This is a genomic window from Streptomyces sp. NPDC028419, from assembly GCF_055565515.1.
Map to the genome: position 1 here is coordinate 276,759 of NZ_JBVHUE010000001.1, position 17,358 is coordinate 294,116.

Annotated in this window: 18 protein-coding genes; 10 read left to right on the top strand and 8 right to left on the bottom strand. The window is 73.3% G+C overall.

All coding sequences use genetic code 11. The annotated features are described in order from the left end of the window. Positions 1-20 precede the first annotated feature (20 nt). Together ACZ4UB_RS01340 and ACZ4UB_RS01345 are read left to right on the top strand one after the other, a co-directional pair. On the top strand, positions 21-836 hold the full coding sequence (locus ACZ4UB_RS01340) for a J domain-containing protein (protein WP_468067484.1): 816 nt from the start codon (positions 21-23) through the stop codon (positions 834-836). Positions 837-928: 92 nt separating this feature from the next. Further along, entirely contained in the window at positions 929-1,282 is a 354-nt protein-coding gene (locus ACZ4UB_RS01345) for a rhodanese-like domain-containing protein (protein WP_354378793.1), read from the top strand. Positions 1,283-1,307: 25 nt separating this feature from the next. Here the strand turns inward: ACZ4UB_RS01345 and ACZ4UB_RS01350 are convergent, their stop codons facing one another. The 6 genes from ACZ4UB_RS01350 to paaA form a co-directional block, all read right to left on the bottom strand. Beyond that, positions 1,308-2,453 carry an acyl-CoA dehydrogenase family protein gene (locus ACZ4UB_RS01350; protein WP_468067485.1) on the bottom strand — a complete coding sequence of 382 codons (1,146 nt, stop codon included), beginning with the start codon at positions 2,451-2,453 and terminating at the stop codon, positions 1,308-1,310. A gap of 135 nt (positions 2,454-2,588) precedes the next feature. Beyond that, positions 2,589-3,701: a 2Fe-2S iron-sulfur cluster-binding protein gene (locus ACZ4UB_RS01355; RefSeq protein WP_468067486.1), complete on the bottom strand. Its 1,113-nt coding sequence runs from the start codon at positions 3,699-3,701 to the stop codon at positions 2,589-2,591. Next, positions 3,702-4,196 (bottom strand): 1,2-phenylacetyl-CoA epoxidase subunit PaaD, encoded by a 495-nt coding sequence (gene paaD, locus ACZ4UB_RS01360; protein WP_354378790.1) that lies wholly within the window; start codon positions 4,194-4,196, stop codon positions 3,702-3,704. Continuing rightward, the gene (gene paaC, locus ACZ4UB_RS01365) at positions 4,190-4,906 is read right to left on the bottom strand and encodes a 1,2-phenylacetyl-CoA epoxidase subunit PaaC (protein ID WP_468067726.1); all 717 of its coding nucleotides are present in this window, start codon (positions 4,904-4,906) and stop codon (positions 4,190-4,192) included. Before paaC ends, paaD begins: the two co-directional genes overlap by 7 nt. A gap of 53 nt (positions 4,907-4,959) precedes the next feature. Then, positions 4,960-5,244: a 1,2-phenylacetyl-CoA epoxidase subunit PaaB gene (paaB, locus tag ACZ4UB_RS01370; RefSeq protein WP_330331447.1), complete on the bottom strand. Its 285-nt coding sequence runs from the start codon at positions 5,242-5,244 to the stop codon at positions 4,960-4,962. Next, positions 5,241-6,203, bottom strand: a complete 963-nt coding sequence (gene paaA / locus ACZ4UB_RS01375; protein WP_399265574.1) for a 1,2-phenylacetyl-CoA epoxidase subunit PaaA — start codon at positions 6,201-6,203, stop codon at positions 5,241-5,243. The genes paaB and paaA overlap by 4 nt, the downstream gene beginning before the upstream one ends. A gap of 135 nt (positions 6,204-6,338) precedes the next feature. Between paaA and ACZ4UB_RS01380 the strand changes: the two genes are divergently transcribed. Genes ACZ4UB_RS01380 through ACZ4UB_RS01390 form a run of 3 tightly spaced genes read left to right on the top strand, consistent with a single transcriptional unit; the run spans position 6,339 to position 9,053 of the window. Then, positions 6,339-7,049 carry a DUF5819 family protein gene (locus tag ACZ4UB_RS01380; protein ID WP_468067487.1) on the top strand — a complete coding sequence of 237 codons (711 nt, stop codon included), beginning with the start codon at positions 6,339-6,341 and terminating at the stop codon, positions 7,047-7,049. Beyond that, positions 7,028-8,263 (top strand): HTTM domain-containing protein, encoded by a 1,236-nt coding sequence (locus ACZ4UB_RS01385; RefSeq protein ID WP_468067488.1) that lies wholly within the window; start codon positions 7,028-7,030, stop codon positions 8,261-8,263. The genes ACZ4UB_RS01380 and ACZ4UB_RS01385 overlap by 22 nt, the downstream gene beginning before the upstream one ends. A gap of 10 nt (positions 8,264-8,273) precedes the next feature. Then, a complete protein-coding gene (locus tag ACZ4UB_RS01390) occupies positions 8,274-9,053 on the top strand; it encodes a TrmH family RNA methyltransferase (RefSeq protein WP_468067490.1) in 780 nt (259 codons plus the stop codon). A gap of 15 nt (positions 9,054-9,068) precedes the next feature. Here ACZ4UB_RS01390 and paaN read toward each other — a convergent pair whose 3' ends face one another. Beyond that, on the bottom strand, positions 9,069-10,751 hold the full coding sequence (paaN, locus tag ACZ4UB_RS01395; RefSeq protein WP_354378787.1) for a phenylacetic acid degradation protein PaaN: 1,683 nt from the start codon (positions 10,749-10,751) through the stop codon (positions 9,069-9,071). A gap of 181 nt (positions 10,752-10,932) precedes the next feature. Here paaN and ACZ4UB_RS01400 point away from each other — a divergent pair, with 181 nt between their 5' ends. Both ACZ4UB_RS01400 and ACZ4UB_RS01405 read left to right on the top strand, forming a co-directional pair. Then, positions 10,933-12,492 carry a 3-hydroxyacyl-CoA dehydrogenase gene (locus tag ACZ4UB_RS01400; protein ID WP_468067492.1) on the top strand — a complete coding sequence of 520 codons (1,560 nt, stop codon included), beginning with the start codon at positions 10,933-10,935 and terminating at the stop codon, positions 12,490-12,492. Then, positions 12,489-13,076 carry a TetR/AcrR family transcriptional regulator gene (locus ACZ4UB_RS01405; protein ID WP_354378785.1) on the top strand — a complete coding sequence of 196 codons (588 nt, stop codon included), beginning with the start codon at positions 12,489-12,491 and terminating at the stop codon, positions 13,074-13,076. The genes ACZ4UB_RS01400 and ACZ4UB_RS01405 overlap by 4 nt, the downstream gene beginning before the upstream one ends. Before the next feature lie 67 nt (positions 13,077-13,143). Here ACZ4UB_RS01405 and ACZ4UB_RS01410 read toward each other — a convergent pair whose 3' ends face one another. Further along, positions 13,144-13,674: an Lrp/AsnC family transcriptional regulator gene (locus ACZ4UB_RS01410; RefSeq protein WP_468067493.1), complete on the bottom strand. Its 531-nt coding sequence runs from the start codon at positions 13,672-13,674 to the stop codon at positions 13,144-13,146. 178 nt (positions 13,675-13,852) lie between these two features. Between ACZ4UB_RS01410 and pdhA the strand changes: the two genes are divergently transcribed. From pdhA to ACZ4UB_RS01425, 3 genes are read left to right on the top strand one after another with little or no spacing between them, the layout of a single operon-like run. After that, positions 13,853-14,989, top strand: a complete 1,137-nt coding sequence (pdhA, locus tag ACZ4UB_RS01415) for a pyruvate dehydrogenase (acetyl-transferring) E1 component subunit alpha (protein WP_468067494.1) — start codon at positions 13,853-13,855, stop codon at positions 14,987-14,989. Further along, positions 14,986-16,008 carry an alpha-ketoacid dehydrogenase subunit beta gene (locus ACZ4UB_RS01420; RefSeq protein ID WP_468067496.1) on the top strand — a complete coding sequence of 341 codons (1,023 nt, stop codon included), beginning with the start codon at positions 14,986-14,988 and terminating at the stop codon, positions 16,006-16,008. Before pdhA ends, ACZ4UB_RS01420 begins: the two co-directional genes overlap by 4 nt. Next, on the top strand, positions 16,008-17,345 hold the full coding sequence (locus ACZ4UB_RS01425) for a dihydrolipoamide acetyltransferase family protein (RefSeq protein ID WP_468067498.1): 1,338 nt from the start codon (positions 16,008-16,010) through the stop codon (positions 17,343-17,345). The genes ACZ4UB_RS01420 and ACZ4UB_RS01425 overlap by 1 nt, the downstream gene beginning before the upstream one ends. Positions 17,346-17,358: the final 13 nt, after the last annotated feature.

The following is a 17,358-nucleotide window of genomic DNA, read 5'->3' on the forward strand; positions in this document are numbered from 1 at the left end:
GCGGGCCGTAGGGTGGCCGGGTGAACGAGCAGACTGCCAACGACCCCTCGGCCTCCGACGACGAGCGTCCCGAGGCGCGGCTGGAGCGGGCCGTGCGCGCCGCCGAGCAGGCGCTGATCGAGTTCGAGATCGCGGTGGAGACCTTCCGGGTGGAGGTCGAGAACTTCTCCCGGCTGCACCACCAGAAGCTCGGCCCTATGTACTCGCGGCTCGACGAGCTCGACGCGCTGATCGCCGAGGCCAGGGCGGCCCGCACCGGTGACCCCGAGGACCTGCGCAAGGCGCGGGACGCGCGGGCGCTGGTCATGCCGATGCCCGGAGTGGACGAGCTGTTCCACGACTGGTTGGACTCGGACGGCATCTCCGACGACGCCGGCGCCATGCTCACCGACCAGCCGGTGCGGCCTCCGGAGCGGGTCCGCCCGTCCGAGGAGGTCCGCCGCCTCTACCGCGAGCTGGTCCGCCAGGCGCACCCCGACCTGGCGCAGGACGACACGGAGCGGACCCGGCGGGACGAGTTCATCGCCCGGGTGAACTCCGCGTACGGGCGGGGCGACGAACCGCTGCTGCGGGAGCTGGCCGAGGAGTGGGCGGCCGGTCCGGCGCCGCGGGAGGAGCGCCCGTCGGAGACCGAGGAGCTCTACGCGCGCCTGGAGTGGCTCGCGCGCCGCAAGGAGCTGCTGGCCGTGGTGGCGCGGGAGCTGGAGGACAGCGCGATCGGGTCGATGCTGCGGATGGCTCCGGAGGACCCCGACCGGCTGCTGGAGGAGATCGCCGAGCAGCTGCTCGGGCAGGTCTCCGAGCGCGAGGCGGAGCTGGCCGCGCTCGCCGAGTAGGGGGCGTCCGGCGGATGTCCGTGGGGAAGGAGCGCTGTCCGGTGCGTTCGGATAGGTTCTGACCACCCCTGTTACGAGAGAAGGCGACAGCTATGAACTTCGGACCGCTCCCCTCGGTGGACGTTGCCGCGGTGCCCTCCGAAGGCTTTGTCCTCGACGTCCGTGAGGACGACGAATGGGCGGCCGGCCATGTCGAGGGTGCGCTGCACATCCCGATGAGCGACTTCGTGGCGCGCTTCGGTGAGCTGACCGAGGCCATGGACGCGATCGAGGGCGCCCCGCGCGTCCACGTGATGTGCCGGGTCGGCGGGCGCTCCGCCCAGGTCACCCAGTACCTGGTGCGCCAGGAGATCGACGCCGTGAACATCGACGGCGGGATGCAGGCCTGGGACGCCGCCGGGCGCCCGATGGTGACGGACACCGGGAACCCGGCCTTCGTCCTGTAGGACCCGACCGCCGCGCGCGGGGCGGTCAGGTGAGGGGATGGGCGGCCAGCAGGTCGCCCAGGGCCTCCTCGTGGGCCGCCGCCGGGCCGAGCTGGAGTTCCAGCTGCTTGGCCCAGGCGTGGTAGCGGTGCAGGGGGTAGTCGGTGTCGGCGCCGAAGCCGCCGTGCAGGTGCTGGGCGGTCTGGACGACCCGGCGGACCCCGTCGGACGCCCAGATCTTGGCCACCGCCACGTCCCCGGCGCTCGGCAGCGGCCCGCCCGCTCCGGCCGTCGCCGCGTCCAGCCGCCAGGCGGCCTGCCAGAGGGTGACCTCCATGGCGCGCAGGTCGATGTAGCGGTCGGCGGCCTGCACCGCGACCGCCTGGAAGCTGGCGACGGGGAAGCCGAACTGCTCGCGCTTGCTCGTGTACTGGCTGGTCATGGCCAGGACGCCCTCGCCGAGCCCGAGGGCGAGGGCGCAGGTGCCGGTGGCCAGCACCTGACGCAGCCGCTCCCAGGCACCGGGTGCGTCGATGACGTGGCCCGCGGGGACCCGTACGCCGTCCAGGGTCAGCTCCGCCATCTTCTCGCCGCTGGTGGAGAACTGGTCGGCGAGGGCGAGGCCGTCGGCGCCGCGCGGGACGAGCGCGATGACCGCGTCCCCCTCGCCGAGGTGGGCGGGTACGGCGATCCAGTCGGCGCTGTGCGCCCAGGCAACGGCCGTCTGCACGCCGTCCAGGGTCCAGCCGCCGTCGCCGTCGGGGCGGGCGGTGACGGCCAGCTCGGCCGGGTCGTGGCCCGAGCGGCCGTGGGCGGCGACGGTCAGCACGCTCTCGCCGCGGGCGACCGCGGGCAGCAGTTCGGCGTGCAGGGCCGGGCCGCCGTGCGCCTGGATCGCCATGGCGGTGGCGCAGTGCTCCAGCAGCGGCACCCGGGCCAGTACCTTCGCCGCTTCGCGCAGCACCAGGCACAGGGCGATGGTGTCGAGACCCGCCCCGCCGTGCGCCGGGTCGAGGACCAGGCCGATCAGGTCGCTGGCGGCGAGCTTGGCCCACAGCGGTCGGTCGAACTCGTCGGCGACGGCGCCCGGCGTGAGCGCGGGGCTGGGCACGCTGTCGGGCGCGACGTCCGCGAAGACGGCCTTCGCCGCCTCGACCGCGGCCTGCTGCTCCTCGGTGAAGGTGAAGTCCACTGCCTGTCCTCCCGCGCGCACCGGATGTGTTTCTGTCTGACGGTGCGTCAAGATAGAACACGTTCCTGAAAAAGCACAGGAGTACCGCGAGCGGCTCCGCGCGGCGGCCCGGGCGACCGCCGCGCACGGACCGGATCAGCGGTCGAAGTCGATCTCCACTTCCTCCGTCACCGGGTGCGACTGGCAGGCCAGCACGAATCCGGCCTCGGTCTCCTCGGCCTCCAGCGCGAAGTTCCGCTCCATCTGGACCTCGCCCGTCACCAGGAACGCCCGACAGGTGCCGCACACCCCGCCCTTGCAGGCGTACGGGGCATCCGCGCGGCCCCGCAGCACCGCGTCCAGCAGGGACTCGCCCTCCTGGACGGGCCAGGTGCCGGAGCGGCCGTCGAGCCGGGCGGTGACCCGTGCGAGCGCGCCCGGACCGCCGCCGCGACCGGTGGCGGCGGGCACCGCGGTGGTGGCGTTGTCCTCGACGTGGAAGATCTCCTCGTGGATCCGGGCGCGGGCGACGCCCAGCGCGCCCAGTGCCCGCTCGGCGCCCTGGACCAGGCCGTAGGGCCCGCACAGGAACCAGCCCGCCACCTCGCCCACCGGCAGGAGCGCGGGCAGCAGCGCCGCCAGCCGCTCCTCGTCGAGCCGCCCGGACGGCAGCCCGGCCTCCTGCTCCTCCCGGGACAGGACGGTGACCAGCTGGAACCGGTCGGGGTAGCGGTCCTTGAGGTCGGCGACCTCCTCCAGGAACATCGTCGAGGCCGCCGTACGGTCGCTGCGCACCAGGCAGAACCGGGCGCCCTGTCGGGCGGCGAGCAGGGTCGCGGCGATCGAGAGCACCGGGGTGATCCCGCTGCCGCCGACGACGGCCGCGTAGTGCGCGGCGGCCGGGGCGGCGGCCGGGTCCAGCACGAACCGGCCGGCCGGGACCATCACCTCCAGGACGTCCCCCGCGGCGATCTCCTTGTGCGCGAAAGTGGAGAACTCGCCGCCCTCCACCAGCCGCACCCCGACCCGCAGCCACCCCGGGCCCGGACCGTCGGCGGCCGGGGCGGGGGAGCAGATCGAATACGTGCGCCGGACCTCCGAGCCGTCGGCCGGCCGGCGGCGCAGGGTCAGGTGCTGGCCCGGGGCGTGCCGGTACTCCTCGCGCAGCTCCGGCGGCACCCGCAGGGTGAGCGCGACCGAGTCGTCGGTGAGCCTCTCGACCTCCGTCACCGTCAACGGGTGGAACGCGCCGTGCCGGGCCGCGGTCATCTACAGCTCCTTGAAGTGGTCGAACGGCTCGCGGCAGGAGACGCAGCGGCGCAGGGCCTTGCACGCGGTGGAGGAGAAGCGGCTGAGCAGTTCGGTGTCGGTGGACCCGCACTGCGGGCAGCGCACCGACAGGCTGATCGACACCGGCCCGCCGGCCGCGTGCGGCCGGGGCGGGGCGATCCCGAACTCCGCCAGCTTGCGGCGGCCCTCGGCGCTGATGTCATCGGTGGACCAGGCGGGCGAGAGCACGGTCCGCACGCTCACCTCGGCGATGCCGTGGTCGTGCAGGACCCGCTCGATGTCGGCGGACATGGCCTCGATGGCCGGGCAGCCGGTGTAGGTCGGGGTGAGCGTCACCTGGGCGCTCCCGTCCTCGCCCATCCGCACACCGCGCACCACGCCCAGCTCGGCCAGGGTGAGCACGGGCAGCTCGGGGTCGGGCACCGAGCCCGCCAGCGCCGCCAGCTCCTCCTCCAGCCGCGTCGCGGTCACCACGACGCCCCCGGGTGGCTGCGGTGCAGGTGCTGCATCTCCGCGAGCATCCGCCCGAACGACTCGGTGTGCAGGCCCTGGCGCCCGGCTCCGGCGGCCCAGGCCCCGGTGCGGGCTCCTTCCGGCAGCGCCAGGCGGGCCCGCTCCAGCACCTCGCCCACCGCGGTCAGCCAGCGCTCCTCCAGGGCGGCCCAGACCACCTCCAGGCCGGGCACGGGCTGGAACAGCTCGCCGGTGAACTTCCACAGGGAGTCCAGGGCGGCCCGCATCCTGCGCGCGCTCTCCTCGGTGCCGTCGCCGAGCCGCACGGTCCACTGCTCGGCGTGATCGCGGTGGTAGGCGATCTCCTTGACCGCCTTGGCCGCGAGCGGCGCGAAGGGCCCGTCCCCGGCGGCCAGTTCGGTGAAGAGCAGCTGCTGGTGGAGGGAGAAGAAGAGCTGGCGCACGATGGTGTGGGCGAAGTCGCCGTTGGGCTGCTCGGCCAGCTGGACATTGCGGAAGGCGCGCTCCTCGCGGAGGAAGGCCAGCTCGTCCTCGTCGCCGACCAGGGAGAGCAGCACGCGGGCCTGGCCCAGCAGGTCGAGGGCGATGTTCGCCAGGGCGACCTCCTCCTCCAGGACGGGCGCGTGCCCCGCCCATTCGCCGAGGCGGTGGGAGAGGATCAGCGCGTCGTCGCCCAGGGCGAGGGCCGCCGTGCGCTCGGACTCCGTCAGCGGGCCGGAGTCGCCGGGCGCGGTGGATCGCGGCGGGGTCTGCGACGTGGTGGTCACAGGTGACGCACCCCCTCCGGGATGTCGTAGAAGGTGGGGTGGCGGTACGGCTTGTCGCCCGCCGAGGCGAAGAACGGGTCCCGCTCGTCCGGCGAGGACGCGGTCACCGCCGCCGAGGGGACCACCCAGATGGAGATGCCCTCGCCCCGCCGCGTGTACAGGTCGCGGGCGTTGCGCAGCGCCATCTCCGCGTCGGGGGCGTGCAGGCTCCCCGCGTGCGTGTGCGAGAGCCCGCGGCGCGAGCGCACGAACACCTCCCACAGCGGCCAGTTCTGCGTCATACCCGTGCCTCCTCGTTCTGTGCGGTGTGCTTCGACGCGTACGCCGCGGCCGCGTCGCGGACCCACGCGCCGTCCTCGTGCGCCCGACGGCGCTGGCCGATGCGCTGTTCGTTGCAGGGGCCGTTGCCCTTGAGCACGTCCCAGAACTCCGACCAGTCGATCGCGCCGAAGTCGTGGTGCCCGCGCTCCTCGTTCCACCGCAGGTCCGGGTCGGGCAGGGTCAGGCCCAGCGACTCGGCCTGCGGGACGGCGATGTCCACGAAGCGCTGGCGCAGCTCGTCATTGGTGTGTCGCTTGATCCGCCAGGCCATCGACTGGGCGGAGTGCGCCGACTCGTCGTCGGGCGGGCCGAACATCATCAGGGAGGGCCACCACCAGCGGTCGACCGCGTCCTGCGCCATGGCGTGCTGGGCCTCGGTGCCCTGCGAGAGGGCGAGCAGCAGCTCGTACCCCTGGCGCTGGTGGAAGGACTCCTCCTTGCAGATGCGGACCATGGCCCGGGCGTACGGACCGTAGGAGCAGCGGCAGATCGGGACCTGGTTGGTGATCGCCGCGCCGTCCACGAGCCAGCCGATGGCGCCGACGTCGGCCCAGGTCAGGGTGGGGTAGTTGAAGATCGAGGAGTACTTCTGCTTGCCGGCGTGCAGCTTGTCGAGCAGCTCGTCGCGGCTGGTGCCCAGCGTTTCCGCGGCGCTGTACAGGTAGAGCCCGTGGCCGGCCTCGTCCTGCACCTTGGCCATCAGGATCGCCTTGCGACGCAGCGAGGGCGCGCGGGTGATCCAGTTGGCCTCGGGCTGCATGCCGATGATTTCGGAGTGGGCGTGCTGGGCCATCTGGCGGACCAGCGAGGCGCGGTACTCCTCGGGCATCCAGTCGCGCGGTTCGACCCGCTCCTCGGCCGCGACGGCCGCCTCGAACGCCGCCACCAGCTGCTCCGTCAGGCCTGCCGCGAGGGCCATGCCCTGCCCCGTCTCCGGGGTCACTGCCACCATCACGGCCCCCTGCCGATGTCGCCCTACCGCCCGACCGACCGATCGTTCGGTTCATTCTCTTCAATGGTGAGACGACGGCCCGTAGGGTGTCAACCTCTGTGGATGGCCGAAGATCGGGGCGGGATGGTTTCGAACGAGCGCGAAGCCGTGGCGGGGCCCCCGGCGCGGCCGCCCCGCGCCCCCGGAATCGCCGGTCTGTCCGCCCCGTACCGGGTCGTCGCGGCCCTGGCGCTCGGCGCCGTCGCGGTCACGGCCTGCTGGCACCTGGCACTGGTCTTCCTGCACGTCGCGCCGTCCAACACGGTCGGCAAGCAGCACGCGCGCACGGTGGACGACTGGATCTACCCCGAGTTCGAGCAGAACTGGAAGCTCTTCGCGCCGAACCCGCTCCAGCAGAACATCGCCGTCGAGGCGCGCGCCCAGGTGCGCACCGGAGCGGGGGAGCTGACCACCACCGCGTGGCGCGACCTGTCCGCCGCCGACGCCGACGCCATACGGCACAACCCGTTCCCCAGCCACACCCAGCAGAACGAGCTCCGCCGGGCCTGGGACTTCTTCACGGGCTCGCACGACGAGGACAACAAGCCGAACGGCGACCGGGGCGCGCTCTCCGAGACCTACCTCCAGCGGATCGCCGTCGCCCGACTGGCCCGGTCCGGTTCCGGTGCGGGCGCCGGCGCGGGGGACCGGATCCTGCGGATCCAGCTGCGCTCGGCGACGACCTCGGTGGCGGCGCCGCCGTGGAGCGCGGAGAAGACCGACACCCAGACCTACTACCGGGAGCTGCCGTGGTGGACCGTGCCGAGCGTGTGAGCCCCGGCGCGGCCGTCCGCGCCCGCGCCCGCGCCGTACGGGCGGCGGTGGGCCGGGGGCTGGCGCGGGCCACCGGGCAGGCGCTGGGCCCGTACCAGAGCGCCGTCGTCCGGATCGGGTTCTCCGCGACCTGGCTGTTCTTCCTGCTGCGGGAGTTCCCGAACCGGCGCGAGCTGTACGGTCCCGACGGGCCCTGGAGCTGGCAGCTGGCCGAGCGGCTGATCGATTCGAACCGCGCCTTCACCGTGCTGATGTGGTCGGACTCGACGCTCTGGTTCGAGATCGTCTACGCGCTCGCGCTCGGGTCGGCGGCGCTGCTGCTGCTCGGCTGGCGCACCCGGGCGATGTCCGTGCTGTTCATGGTCGGGGTGCTGTCCCTGCAGAACCGCAGCGTGTTCATGGGCGACGGCGGGGACAACGTCATCCACCTGATGGCCCTCTACCTGGTGCTCACCCGGTGCGCGCGCGTCTGGTCGCTGGACGCGCGGCGCGCGTCCCGGACCGGATCGGCGTCCACCGGGGCCGCCGGGCCGGTGCTCTGGGTCCTGCTGGGTCTCGTGCTGCCCTACGCCGCCTTCACCGACGCGGTCAGCACCGGCTGGCTGGCCGTCTTCGCGACGCTGTGGGTGGTCCAGGGCCTGTGGTGGATGGTCGAGCGCTACGAGCCGGACGGCGAGGGGCGCGCGACCCTGGACGTGATCGCCAACCTGGTGCACAACGCGGGCCTGCTGGTGATCATGGTCGAGGTCTGCCTGATCTACGCCACGGCCGGCTGGTACAAGATCCAGGGCTCGCGCTGGCAGGACGGCACGGCGCTGTACTACCCGCTGGGGCTGGACTACTTCACGCCCTGGCCCGCGCTCTCGGGGCTGCTCGCGGCCAGCGGCACCCTGGTGATGCTGCTGACCTACGGGACGGTCATGGTGCAGGTCGCCTTCCCGTTCACGCTGTTCAACCGGCGGATCAAGAACGTACTGCTCTGCCTGATGATGCTGGAGCACGCCGGGATCGCGGTGCTGCTGGGGCTGCCGTTCTTCTCGCTGGCGATGATCGCCGCCGACGCCGTCTTCCTGCCGACGGTGTTCCTGGTGTGGCTGGGGGCGCGGGCCCGGGCCCTGCGCGAACGGGCGGGCGGATCCGCGGACCGCGCCGCGGACCCCGAGCCCTCGCCGCCGCGGCAGGAGCAGGAGTACGCGCCCGCGCCCGCGCCGTAAGGTCGTGCGCATGAGCAGCGCAGAGACGGCCCGTGCGGCCGAGGCGGACGAGGCGGCCGCGACGGTCCGGCGGTGGCGCGAGGCCGCGGGGCGGGAGGAGCTGGTGCTCCTCGACGGGTTCCACGCGCTCAAGCACGCGGTGCGCTTCGGCGCGGAGGTCACCCTCGCCGTCGCCGAGGACCGCGGGGCGCTGCTGGAGCTGGCCGACGAACTGGCCCCGGACGTCAGGGCCGCCCTGGACGGCCTGGTGCGCGAGGCGCCGCTGCGCGAGCTGGTGACCCGCGTGCACCCGACCGGGGTCGCGGCCCTCGCCGTGCGCCCGGACCGGGAGACCCTACGGGGCGCGCTCGACCGCACCCCCCGCAGCGCACCGGTGGTCGTCCTGGACAACCCCCGCAACCTGGGCAACGTCGGCGCCGTCGTCCGCCTCGCGGCGGGTTTCGGCGCCACCGGCGTGGTGACCCGGGGCGATCTCGATCCCTGGCACCCGCACGTGGTCCGCGCGGGCGCCGGGCTGCACTACGCCACGTCGGTGGCCCGGCTGGAGCTGGAGGAGCTGCCCCCGGGGCCGCTCTACGCGCTCGATCCGGAGGGCGAGGACATCCGCGCCCTCACCCTCCCGGACGACGCCCTGCTCGCCTTCGGCTCGGAACGCCACGGCATCTCGCCCGAACTGCGCGCCCGGGCCGATCACCTGGTGTCCCTGCCGATGCGTCCGCAGGTCTCCAGCTACAACCTCGCCACCAGCGTGGCCATGACCCTCTTTCACTGGGGCGGCCCGAAGACCTGACCAGTGGGCAGCCGCTCAGGCCTGGCGGCGCACCTCCACCACTCGGAAGCGGTTGGCCACGAACGCCCCGTCGCACAGAGCGGCGTTAGCGGCCGGATTGCCACCCGAGCCGTGGAAATCGGAGAAGGCGGCGGTCTGGTTGACGAAGACCCCGCCCGTCAGGTTCAAGGAGAGCTGCGCGGACTCCTCCAGGCAGACCTCCTCGATCGCGCGCTCGGTGTCGGCCGAGGAGGTGTAGGCGCCGACCGTCATGGCGCCCTTCTCCCGCACCGTGCGCCGCAGCAGCTCCAGCGCGGCGGCGGTCGAGTCCACGGCCACCGCGAAGGAGACCGGCCCGAAGCACTCCGACAGGTACGCGGCCTCCGGGTCGTCCTTGGCCGCGTCCAGCTTGACCATCACCGGCGTCCGCACGACCGCGTCCGGGAACTCCGGATTGGCGACCTCGCGCGAGGCCAGCGCGACCTCGCCGAGCCCGGCCGCCGCCTCCAGCCGCGCCTTCACGTCCGGGTTGACCAGCGCGCCCAGCAGCGCGTTGGCCCGGGCGTCGTCGCCCAGCAGCCCCTCGACCTGGCGGGCCAGGTCGGCCACGACCTCGTCGTAGGACTTGTGGCCCGCGTCCGTCGCGATGCCGTCGCGCGGGATCAGCAGGTTCTGCGGGGTGGTGCACATCTGGCCGCTGTAGAGGGAGAGCGAGAAGGCCAGGTTGCCCAGCATCCCCTTGTAGTCGTCGGTGGAGTCCAGGACGACCGTGTTGACCCCGGCCTTCTCCGTGTACACCTGCGCCTGGCGGGCGTTGGCCTCCAGCCAGTCGCCGAAGGCGGTGGAGCCGGTGTAGTCGATCAGCTTGATCTCGGGGCGGACCGCGAGGGTCTTGGCGATGCCCTCGCCGGGGTTCTCGACGGCCAGCGCCACGAGGTTGGGGTCGAAGCCGGCCTCGGCGAGGACCTCGCGCGCCACCCGCACCGTGAGCGCGAGCGGCAGCACGGCCCGCGGGTGCGGCTTGACCAGCACCGGGTTGCCGGTGGCCAGGGAGGCGAACAGGCCCGGGTAGCCGTTCCAGGTGGGGAAGGTGTTGCAGCCGATGACCAGCGCGACGCCGCGCGGCACGGCGGTGAAGGTCTTGCCCAGCTCCAGGGGGTCCTTCTTGCCCTGCGGCTTGGACCAGTCCGCCCGCCCCGGGACCCGGGTCTGCTCCTCGTACGCGTAGGCCACGGCCTCCAGGCCGCGGTCCTGCGCGTGCGGGCCGCCCGCCTGGAAGGCCATCATGAAGGCCTGGCCGCTGGTGTGCATGACCGCGTGCGCGAACTCGTGCGTACGGGCGCCGATCCGGGCCAGGATCTCGATGCAGACGAGGGCGCGCGCCTCGGGTCCCGCGTCGCGCCAGGCACCCATGCCCGCCTTCATGGCCGGCAGCAGAACGTCGGGGTCGACGTGCGGGTACTCGACGCCGAGCTCCGGTCCGAAGGGCGACACCTCGGCGCCCGCCCAGCCGTCGGTACCGGGCTGGTCCAGGTCGAAGCGGGTGCCGCGGACGGCCTCGAAGGCGGCGAGGCCCTCGGCCGCGGCGTTCTCGCCGTAGGCCTTGGGGTGCTCGGGGTGCGGGGACCAGTAGGCACGGCTGCGGATGGCCTCCAGCGCCTGGTCGAGCGTGGTCCGGTGCTTCTCGGACAGCTGGGGGACGGTGAGCGCGGCGGCCATCTGGGACCAACTCCTCGTTGAGCCGGGCGGGATCGAACTGCGGATCGATGGTGCGGATCGGCGAGCGGATCGGGCAAGGAAGGGCGGGGAAGAGCAGACTGGAGTTAGAGTAACCGAACGATCGGTCGGGACAAGAGGGCCCGACGGACCTGTGGATAAGTCGGTGCGGGAGGATCGGGTCATGACAGCAATCGAGCGCTCCCGCACTGTGGCGGTCGTCGGCGCCGGCACCATGGGCCAGGGCATCGCACAGGTCGCCCTTCTCGCAGGTCACCCGGTGCTGATCTACGACATCGACGCGGCGGCGGCCGGTGCGGGCCGCGCCGCGGTGCGGGACCGGATCGAGCGGCTGACCGCCAAGGGGCGGCTGGATCGAGCCGAGGCCGACGCCGCGATCGGCCGGATCGAATCGGCCCACGAGCTGGCGGACCTCGCCGGCGCCGCGCTGGTGATCGAGGCGGTCGTGGAGGACGCGGGCGTCAAGCGCGCGCTCTTCGCCTCACTCGAAAAGGTGGTCGCCGCGGACGCCCTGCTGGCGACCAACACCTCCTCCCTCTCCGTCACCGAACTCGCGGCGGGCCTCGCCCACCCCGGCCGCTTCCTCGGCCTGCACTTCTTCAACCCGGCCCCGCTGCTCCCGCTGGTGGAGGTGGTCAGCGGCTTCGCGACCGACCCGGCGGCCGCCGGGCGCGCGTACGACACCGTCCTGGGCTGGGGCAAGAGCCCGGTGCGCTGCGCGGACACCCCCGGCTTCATCGTCAACCGGATCGCCCGCCCCTTCTACGCCGAGGCCTTCGCGGTGTACGAGGAGCGCGGCGCCGACCCCGCCACGATCGACGCCGTGCTGCGCGAGAGCGGCGGCTTCAAGATGGGCCCCTTCGAACTGACCGACCTGATCGGGCAGGACGTCAACGAGGCGGTCACCCGCTCCGTGTGGGAGTCCTTCTTCCACAGCCCGAAGTTCACGCCCTCCCTCGCCCAGCGCCGGCTCGTCCAGTCGGGCCGGCTCGGCCGCAAGTCGGGGCACGGCTGGTTCCCCTACGGCGAGGCCGCCGCCGCGCAGGACGCGCCCGCGCGGCCGCACACCGCGGGGCCGCGGCCGAGCCCGGCGTCGGTGAGCGTCGTCGGTGACCTGGGTCCCGCCGCGGTGCTGGTGGACCTGATGGAGGAGGCCGGGATCACGGTCAGCGTCACCGAGACCGGAGGCCCGTACATCCAGCTGCCCGGCGAGGGCCAGCTGGTCCTCGCCGACGGCAAGACCTCGGTCGAATTCGCCGACGTCGTCTACTTCGACCTCGCCCTCGACTACCGCGGGGCCACCCGGATCGCGCTCTCCGCCAGCGAGGACACCTCCGAGGAGACCCTCGACGAGGCGATCGGCCTCTTCCAGGGGCTGGGCAAGGACGTCTCCGTCATCGGGGACGTGCCCGGCATGATCGTCGCCCGCACGGTCGCGATGCTGATCGACCTCACGGCCGACGCGGTCGCGCGCGGCGTGGCCACCGCCGAGGACATCGACACCGCGATGCGGCTCGGGGTCAACTACCCGCTCGGGCCCTCGCAATGGCACGCCGAGCTCGGCCAGGACTGGGCCTACGACCTCCTGCACCACCTCGACGAGCGCTGCCCCGGCGGCCGGTACGCGCCCTCGCTCGCCCTCTACCGGCTGGGCTACGCCGCGGACGCCGAGGACGCCGCCGGTGCGGACGCCGACGGCGCCGGTGCGGAGGACGGGGCGTGACCACCGCGAGGCGCGACACGTACACCCCGGAGACCCTGCTGTCGGTCGCCGTGCAGGTCTTCAACGAGCGCGGCTACGACGGCACCTCGATGGAGCACCTCTCCAAGGCCGCCGGGATCTCCAAGTCCTCGATCTACCACCACGTCGCGGGCAAGGAGGAACTGCTGCGCCGGGCCGTCAGCCGGGCCCTGGACGGGCTGTTCGCCGTCCTGGAGGAGCCGGGCGCGGTGCGCGGCCGGGCCGTGGAGCGGGTCGAGTACGTCACGCGGCGCACGGTGGAGGTGCTGGTCGCGGAACTGCCCTACGTCACCCTGCTGCTGCGGGTGCGCGGCAACACCCGTACCGAGCGCTGGGCGCTGGAGCGGCGGCGCGAGTTCGACCACCAGGTGGCCGAGCTGTTGAAGGCCGCCGCGGCCGACGGGGACCTGCGCGCGGACGTCGATACGCGCCTGGCCACGCGGCTGCTCTTCGGCATGGTGAACTCGCTGGTCGAGTGGTACCGCCCGCACTCCGGCGGGGACCGCGAACAGCTGGCGGACGCGGTCGTCCGGATGGCCTTCGGCGGCCTGCGCACGGCCGTCTGAGGACGCGGGTAGGCCGTCTGAGGACGCGCGTACGGCCGTTCGAGGGCCCGCGCGTCCGGGGCCGGGCTCAGTCCTCCGGGGCGAGCGCCGGGCCCTCGTGCACCGGGACCGTGCCCGGTGCCAGCAGATCCGTCTCCTCGAACACCAGCAGGGTGCGGGTCGAGAGCACCTCCGGGATGGCCTGGAGCCGGGTCAGCACCAGCTCCCGCAGCGTGCGGTTGTCCGGCGTGTGGACCAGCAGGAGCACGTCGAAGTCCCCGCTGACCAGGGCGATGTGCACGGCCCCCGGCAGCTCGCGCAGCTGCTCGCGAACCGTCCGCCAGGAGTTCTGCACGATCTTGAGCGTGATGTAGGCGGAAGCGCCCTGACCCGCGCGCTCGTGGTCCACGCGGGCCGTGAAGCCCCGGATGACCCCGTCGTCGATCAGCCGGTTGATCCGCGCGTAGGCGTTCGCCCGCGAGACGTGGACCTGCTCCGCCACCGACCGTATCGAGGCGCGGCCGTCCGCTTGGAGCAGTCGCAGGATCGAACGGTCGATGGGGTCCAGCGGGCGCGGCGGGGCGGGCTGCGCCGCTCCGGCCATTTGTTCATCCGGCATTGCCCGATGCCTCCCTCTCCTGGACGTCCTGCCCCCATCCCAGGCCCCCGGCGCCCGTTTGTCCACAGCCTGGAGGTGCCTGTAGCCAAATTGCGCGCCGAACCGAACAATCGGTAGGTGAGGCGCCTCACACCCGGGGCTCTCCCCGCCCGCTTCCCACGAGGAGGTGTACGCCGCCATGACGGTCCAAGAGCTGCCCGGTGCCGGTGCGTCCCACCGTCCCACCCCGCCGCCCGCCTGGAGCCCCCGTACGGATGCCGCCCCGCTGCTCCCGGACTCCGAGCCGTACCGGGTGCTGGGCACCCCGGCGGCGGAGAAGCTCGACCCGGAGCTGATGCGCCGGTGCTACGCCGAGCTGGTGCGCGGCCGCCGCTACAACGCCCAGGCGACCGCGCTGACCCGGCAGGGCCGGCTCGCGGTGTACCCGTCCACCGTGGGCCAGGAGGCCTGCGAGATCGCGGCGGCACTGGTCCTGGAGGACCGGGACTGGCTCTTCCCCAGCTACCGCGACACCCTGGCGGCCGTGGCCCGCGGGCTGGATCCCGTACAGGCGCTGACGCTGCTGCGCGGCGACTGGCACACCGGCTACGACCCGCGCGAGCACCGGATAGCCCCGCTGAGCACCCCGCTCGCGACCCAGCTGCCGCACGCGGTGGGCCTGGCGCACGCGGCGCGGCTGCGCGGCGACGACGTGGTGGCGCTGGCGATGGTCGGTGACGGCGGCACCAGCGAGGGCGACTTCCACGAGGCGCTGAACTTCGCGGCCGTCTGGCGGGCCCCGGTGGTCTTCCTGGTCCAGAACAACGGCTTCGCGATCTCCGTCCCGCTCGCCAAGCAGACCGCGGCCCCGACGCTGGCCCACAAGGCCGTGGGGTACGGGATGCCGGGCCGGCTGGTCGACGGCAACGACATCGCGGCGGTGCACGAGGTGCTGTCCGAGGCGGTCGGCAGGGCCCGCGCGGGCGGCGGTCCGACCCTGATCGAGGCCATCACCTACCGGATCGAAGCGCACACCAACGCCGACGACGCGACCCGCTACCGGGCCGACGCCGAGGTGGAGGCCTGGAAGGCGCACGACCCGGTGGAGCTGCTGGAGCGCGAGCTGACCGCCCGCGGTCTGCTGGACGCCGAGGGCATCCAGCAGGCCAAGGACGCGGCCGAGGCGATGGCGGCGGCGCTGCGCGAAGGAATGAACGCCGATCCGGTCCTCGATCCGATGGACCTCTTCGCGCACGTCTACGCGGAGCAGACCGATCGGCTGCAGGAGCAGGCCGCCATGCTGCGCGCCGAACTGGAAGCGGGGGCCGAAGGATGACCACGGTGGCGGCGAAGCCGGCGACGAAGCCGGCGGCCAAGCCCGCGACCATGGCGCAGGCCCTGGGACGGGCGCTGCGCGACGCGATGGCCGAGGATCCGACCGTGCACGTCATGGGCGAGGACGTCGGCGCGCTGGGCGGGGTCTTCCGGATCACGGACGGCCTCGTGAAGGAGTTCGGCGAGGACCGCTGTACGGACACCCCGCTCGCGGAGGCCGGGATCCTGGGCGCCGCGGTGGGCATGGCGATGTACGGGCTGCGGCCGGTGGTCGAGATGCAGTTCGACGCCTTCGCGTACCCGGCGTTCGAGCAGCTGATCTCGCACGTGGCGAAGATGCGCAACCGCACGCGCGGCGCGATGCCGATGCCGATCACGATCCGGGTGCCCTACGGCGGCGGCATCGGCGGCGTCGAGCACCACAGCGATTCCTCCGAGGCCTACTACCTGGCCACCCCGGGGCTGCACGTGGTGACCCCGGCGACCGTGGAGGACGCCTACGGGCTGATGCGGGCGGCGATCGCGAGCGACGACCCGGTGGTCTTCCTGGAGCCCAAGCGGCTGTACTGGTCGAAGGCCGACTGGTCGCCGGAGGCGCCCACGGCGGTCCCGGGCATCGGGAAGGCGATGGTCCGCCGGGCGGGCACGAGCGCCACCCTGATCACCTACGGGCCCTCCCTGCCGGTCTGCCTGGAGGCGGCCGAGGCGGCCCGCGAGGAGGGCTGGGACCTGGAGGTCCTGGACCTGCGCTCGCTGGTGCCCTTCGACGAGGAGACGGTGGTCGCGGCGGTGCGCCGGACCGGGCGCGCGGTCGTGGTCCACGAGGCGAACGGCTTCGGCGGACCCGGCGCGGAGATCGCCGCCCGGATCATGGAGCGCTGCTTCCACCACCTGGAGGCGCCGGTGCTGCGGGTGACGGGCTTCGACATCCCGTATCCGCCGCCGATGTTGGAGAAGCACCACCTGCCCGGCGTGGACCGGATCCTGGACACCGTGGCCCGCCTTCAGTGGGAGAACTGATGCCCCAGGTGCTGGAGTTCAAGCTACCCGACCTCGGTGAGGGACTGACCGAGGCGGAGATCGTGCGCTGGCTGGTGGCCGTGGGCGACGTGGTCGCCGTGGACCAGCCGGTCGTGGAGGTCGAGACGGCCAAGGCGATGGTCGAGGTGCCCTGTCCGTACGGGGGCGTGGTGACCGCCCGGTTCGGGGAGGAGGGCACCGAGCTGCCCGTGGGCGCCCCGCTGATCACGGTGGCGGTCGGCTCCAGCACGGTGCCGCAGGACCAGCCGGTCGCCGTCACGTCGGAGTCCTCGGACTCGGAGTCGGGTTCGGGTTCGGGTTCGGGGAACGTGCTGGTGGGCTACGGGACGGACCACTCCCGCCCGGCCCGGCGGCGTCGGATCCGCCCGGCGGCGGCAGCTCCCGCGCCGGTCGCCCCCGTCGTACCGGTGGCCGTCGCTCCCGTGCCCGCGGCCCCCGCGGCCGTCGGGCCGGTGGCGGTGATCTCGCCGCTGGTGCGCAAGCTGGCCCGGGACAACGGGCTCGACCTGCGCGCCCTGAACGGTTCGGGCCCCGAGGGCTTGATCCTGCGCGCGGACGTCGAGGCGGCGCTGCGCGCTCCGCAGCCGGCGGCGGCGCCGGTGACCACCGGGGCGTCGCTCTCCCCCGCGGGCGAGCGGATCCCGCTCAAGGGCCTGCGCGGTGCGGTCGCGGAGAAGCTCTCGCGCAGCCGCCGGGAGATCCCCGACGCCACTTGCTGGGTGGACGCGGACGCCACCGAGCTGATGGCGGCCCGGGCCGCGATGAATGCCGCGGGCGGACCGAAGATCTCGGTACTGGCCCTGCTGGCCCGGATCTGCACGGCGGCGCTCGCCCGCCACCCGGAGCTGAACTCCCGGGTGGACCTGGAGGCGAACGAGATCGTCAGGCTGTCCTCGGTGCACCTGGGCTTCGCGGCCCAGACCGACCGGGGGCTGATGGTCCCGGTGGTCAAGGACGCGCAGGCGATGAGCGCGGAGGCGCTGTCGGCCGAGTTCGGTCGGCTGACCGAACTGGCCCGGGCGGGCAAGCTGGCCCCCTCGGACCTCACCGGAGGCACCTTCACGCTGAACAACTACGGCGTGTTCGGGGTGGACGGCTCCACGCCGATCATCAACCACCCGGAAGCGGCCATGCTCGGGGTGGGCCGGATCATCGACAAGCCGTGGGTGCACGGCGGCGAGTTGGCCGTGCGCAAGGTCGTGCAGCTCTCCCTCACCTTCGACCACCGGGTGTGCGACGGCGGTACGGCGGGCGGTTTCCTGCGCTACGTCGCCGACTGCGTGGAGTCCCCGGCGGTGCTGCTGCGCGGGCTCTGACGGCCCCCGGCCG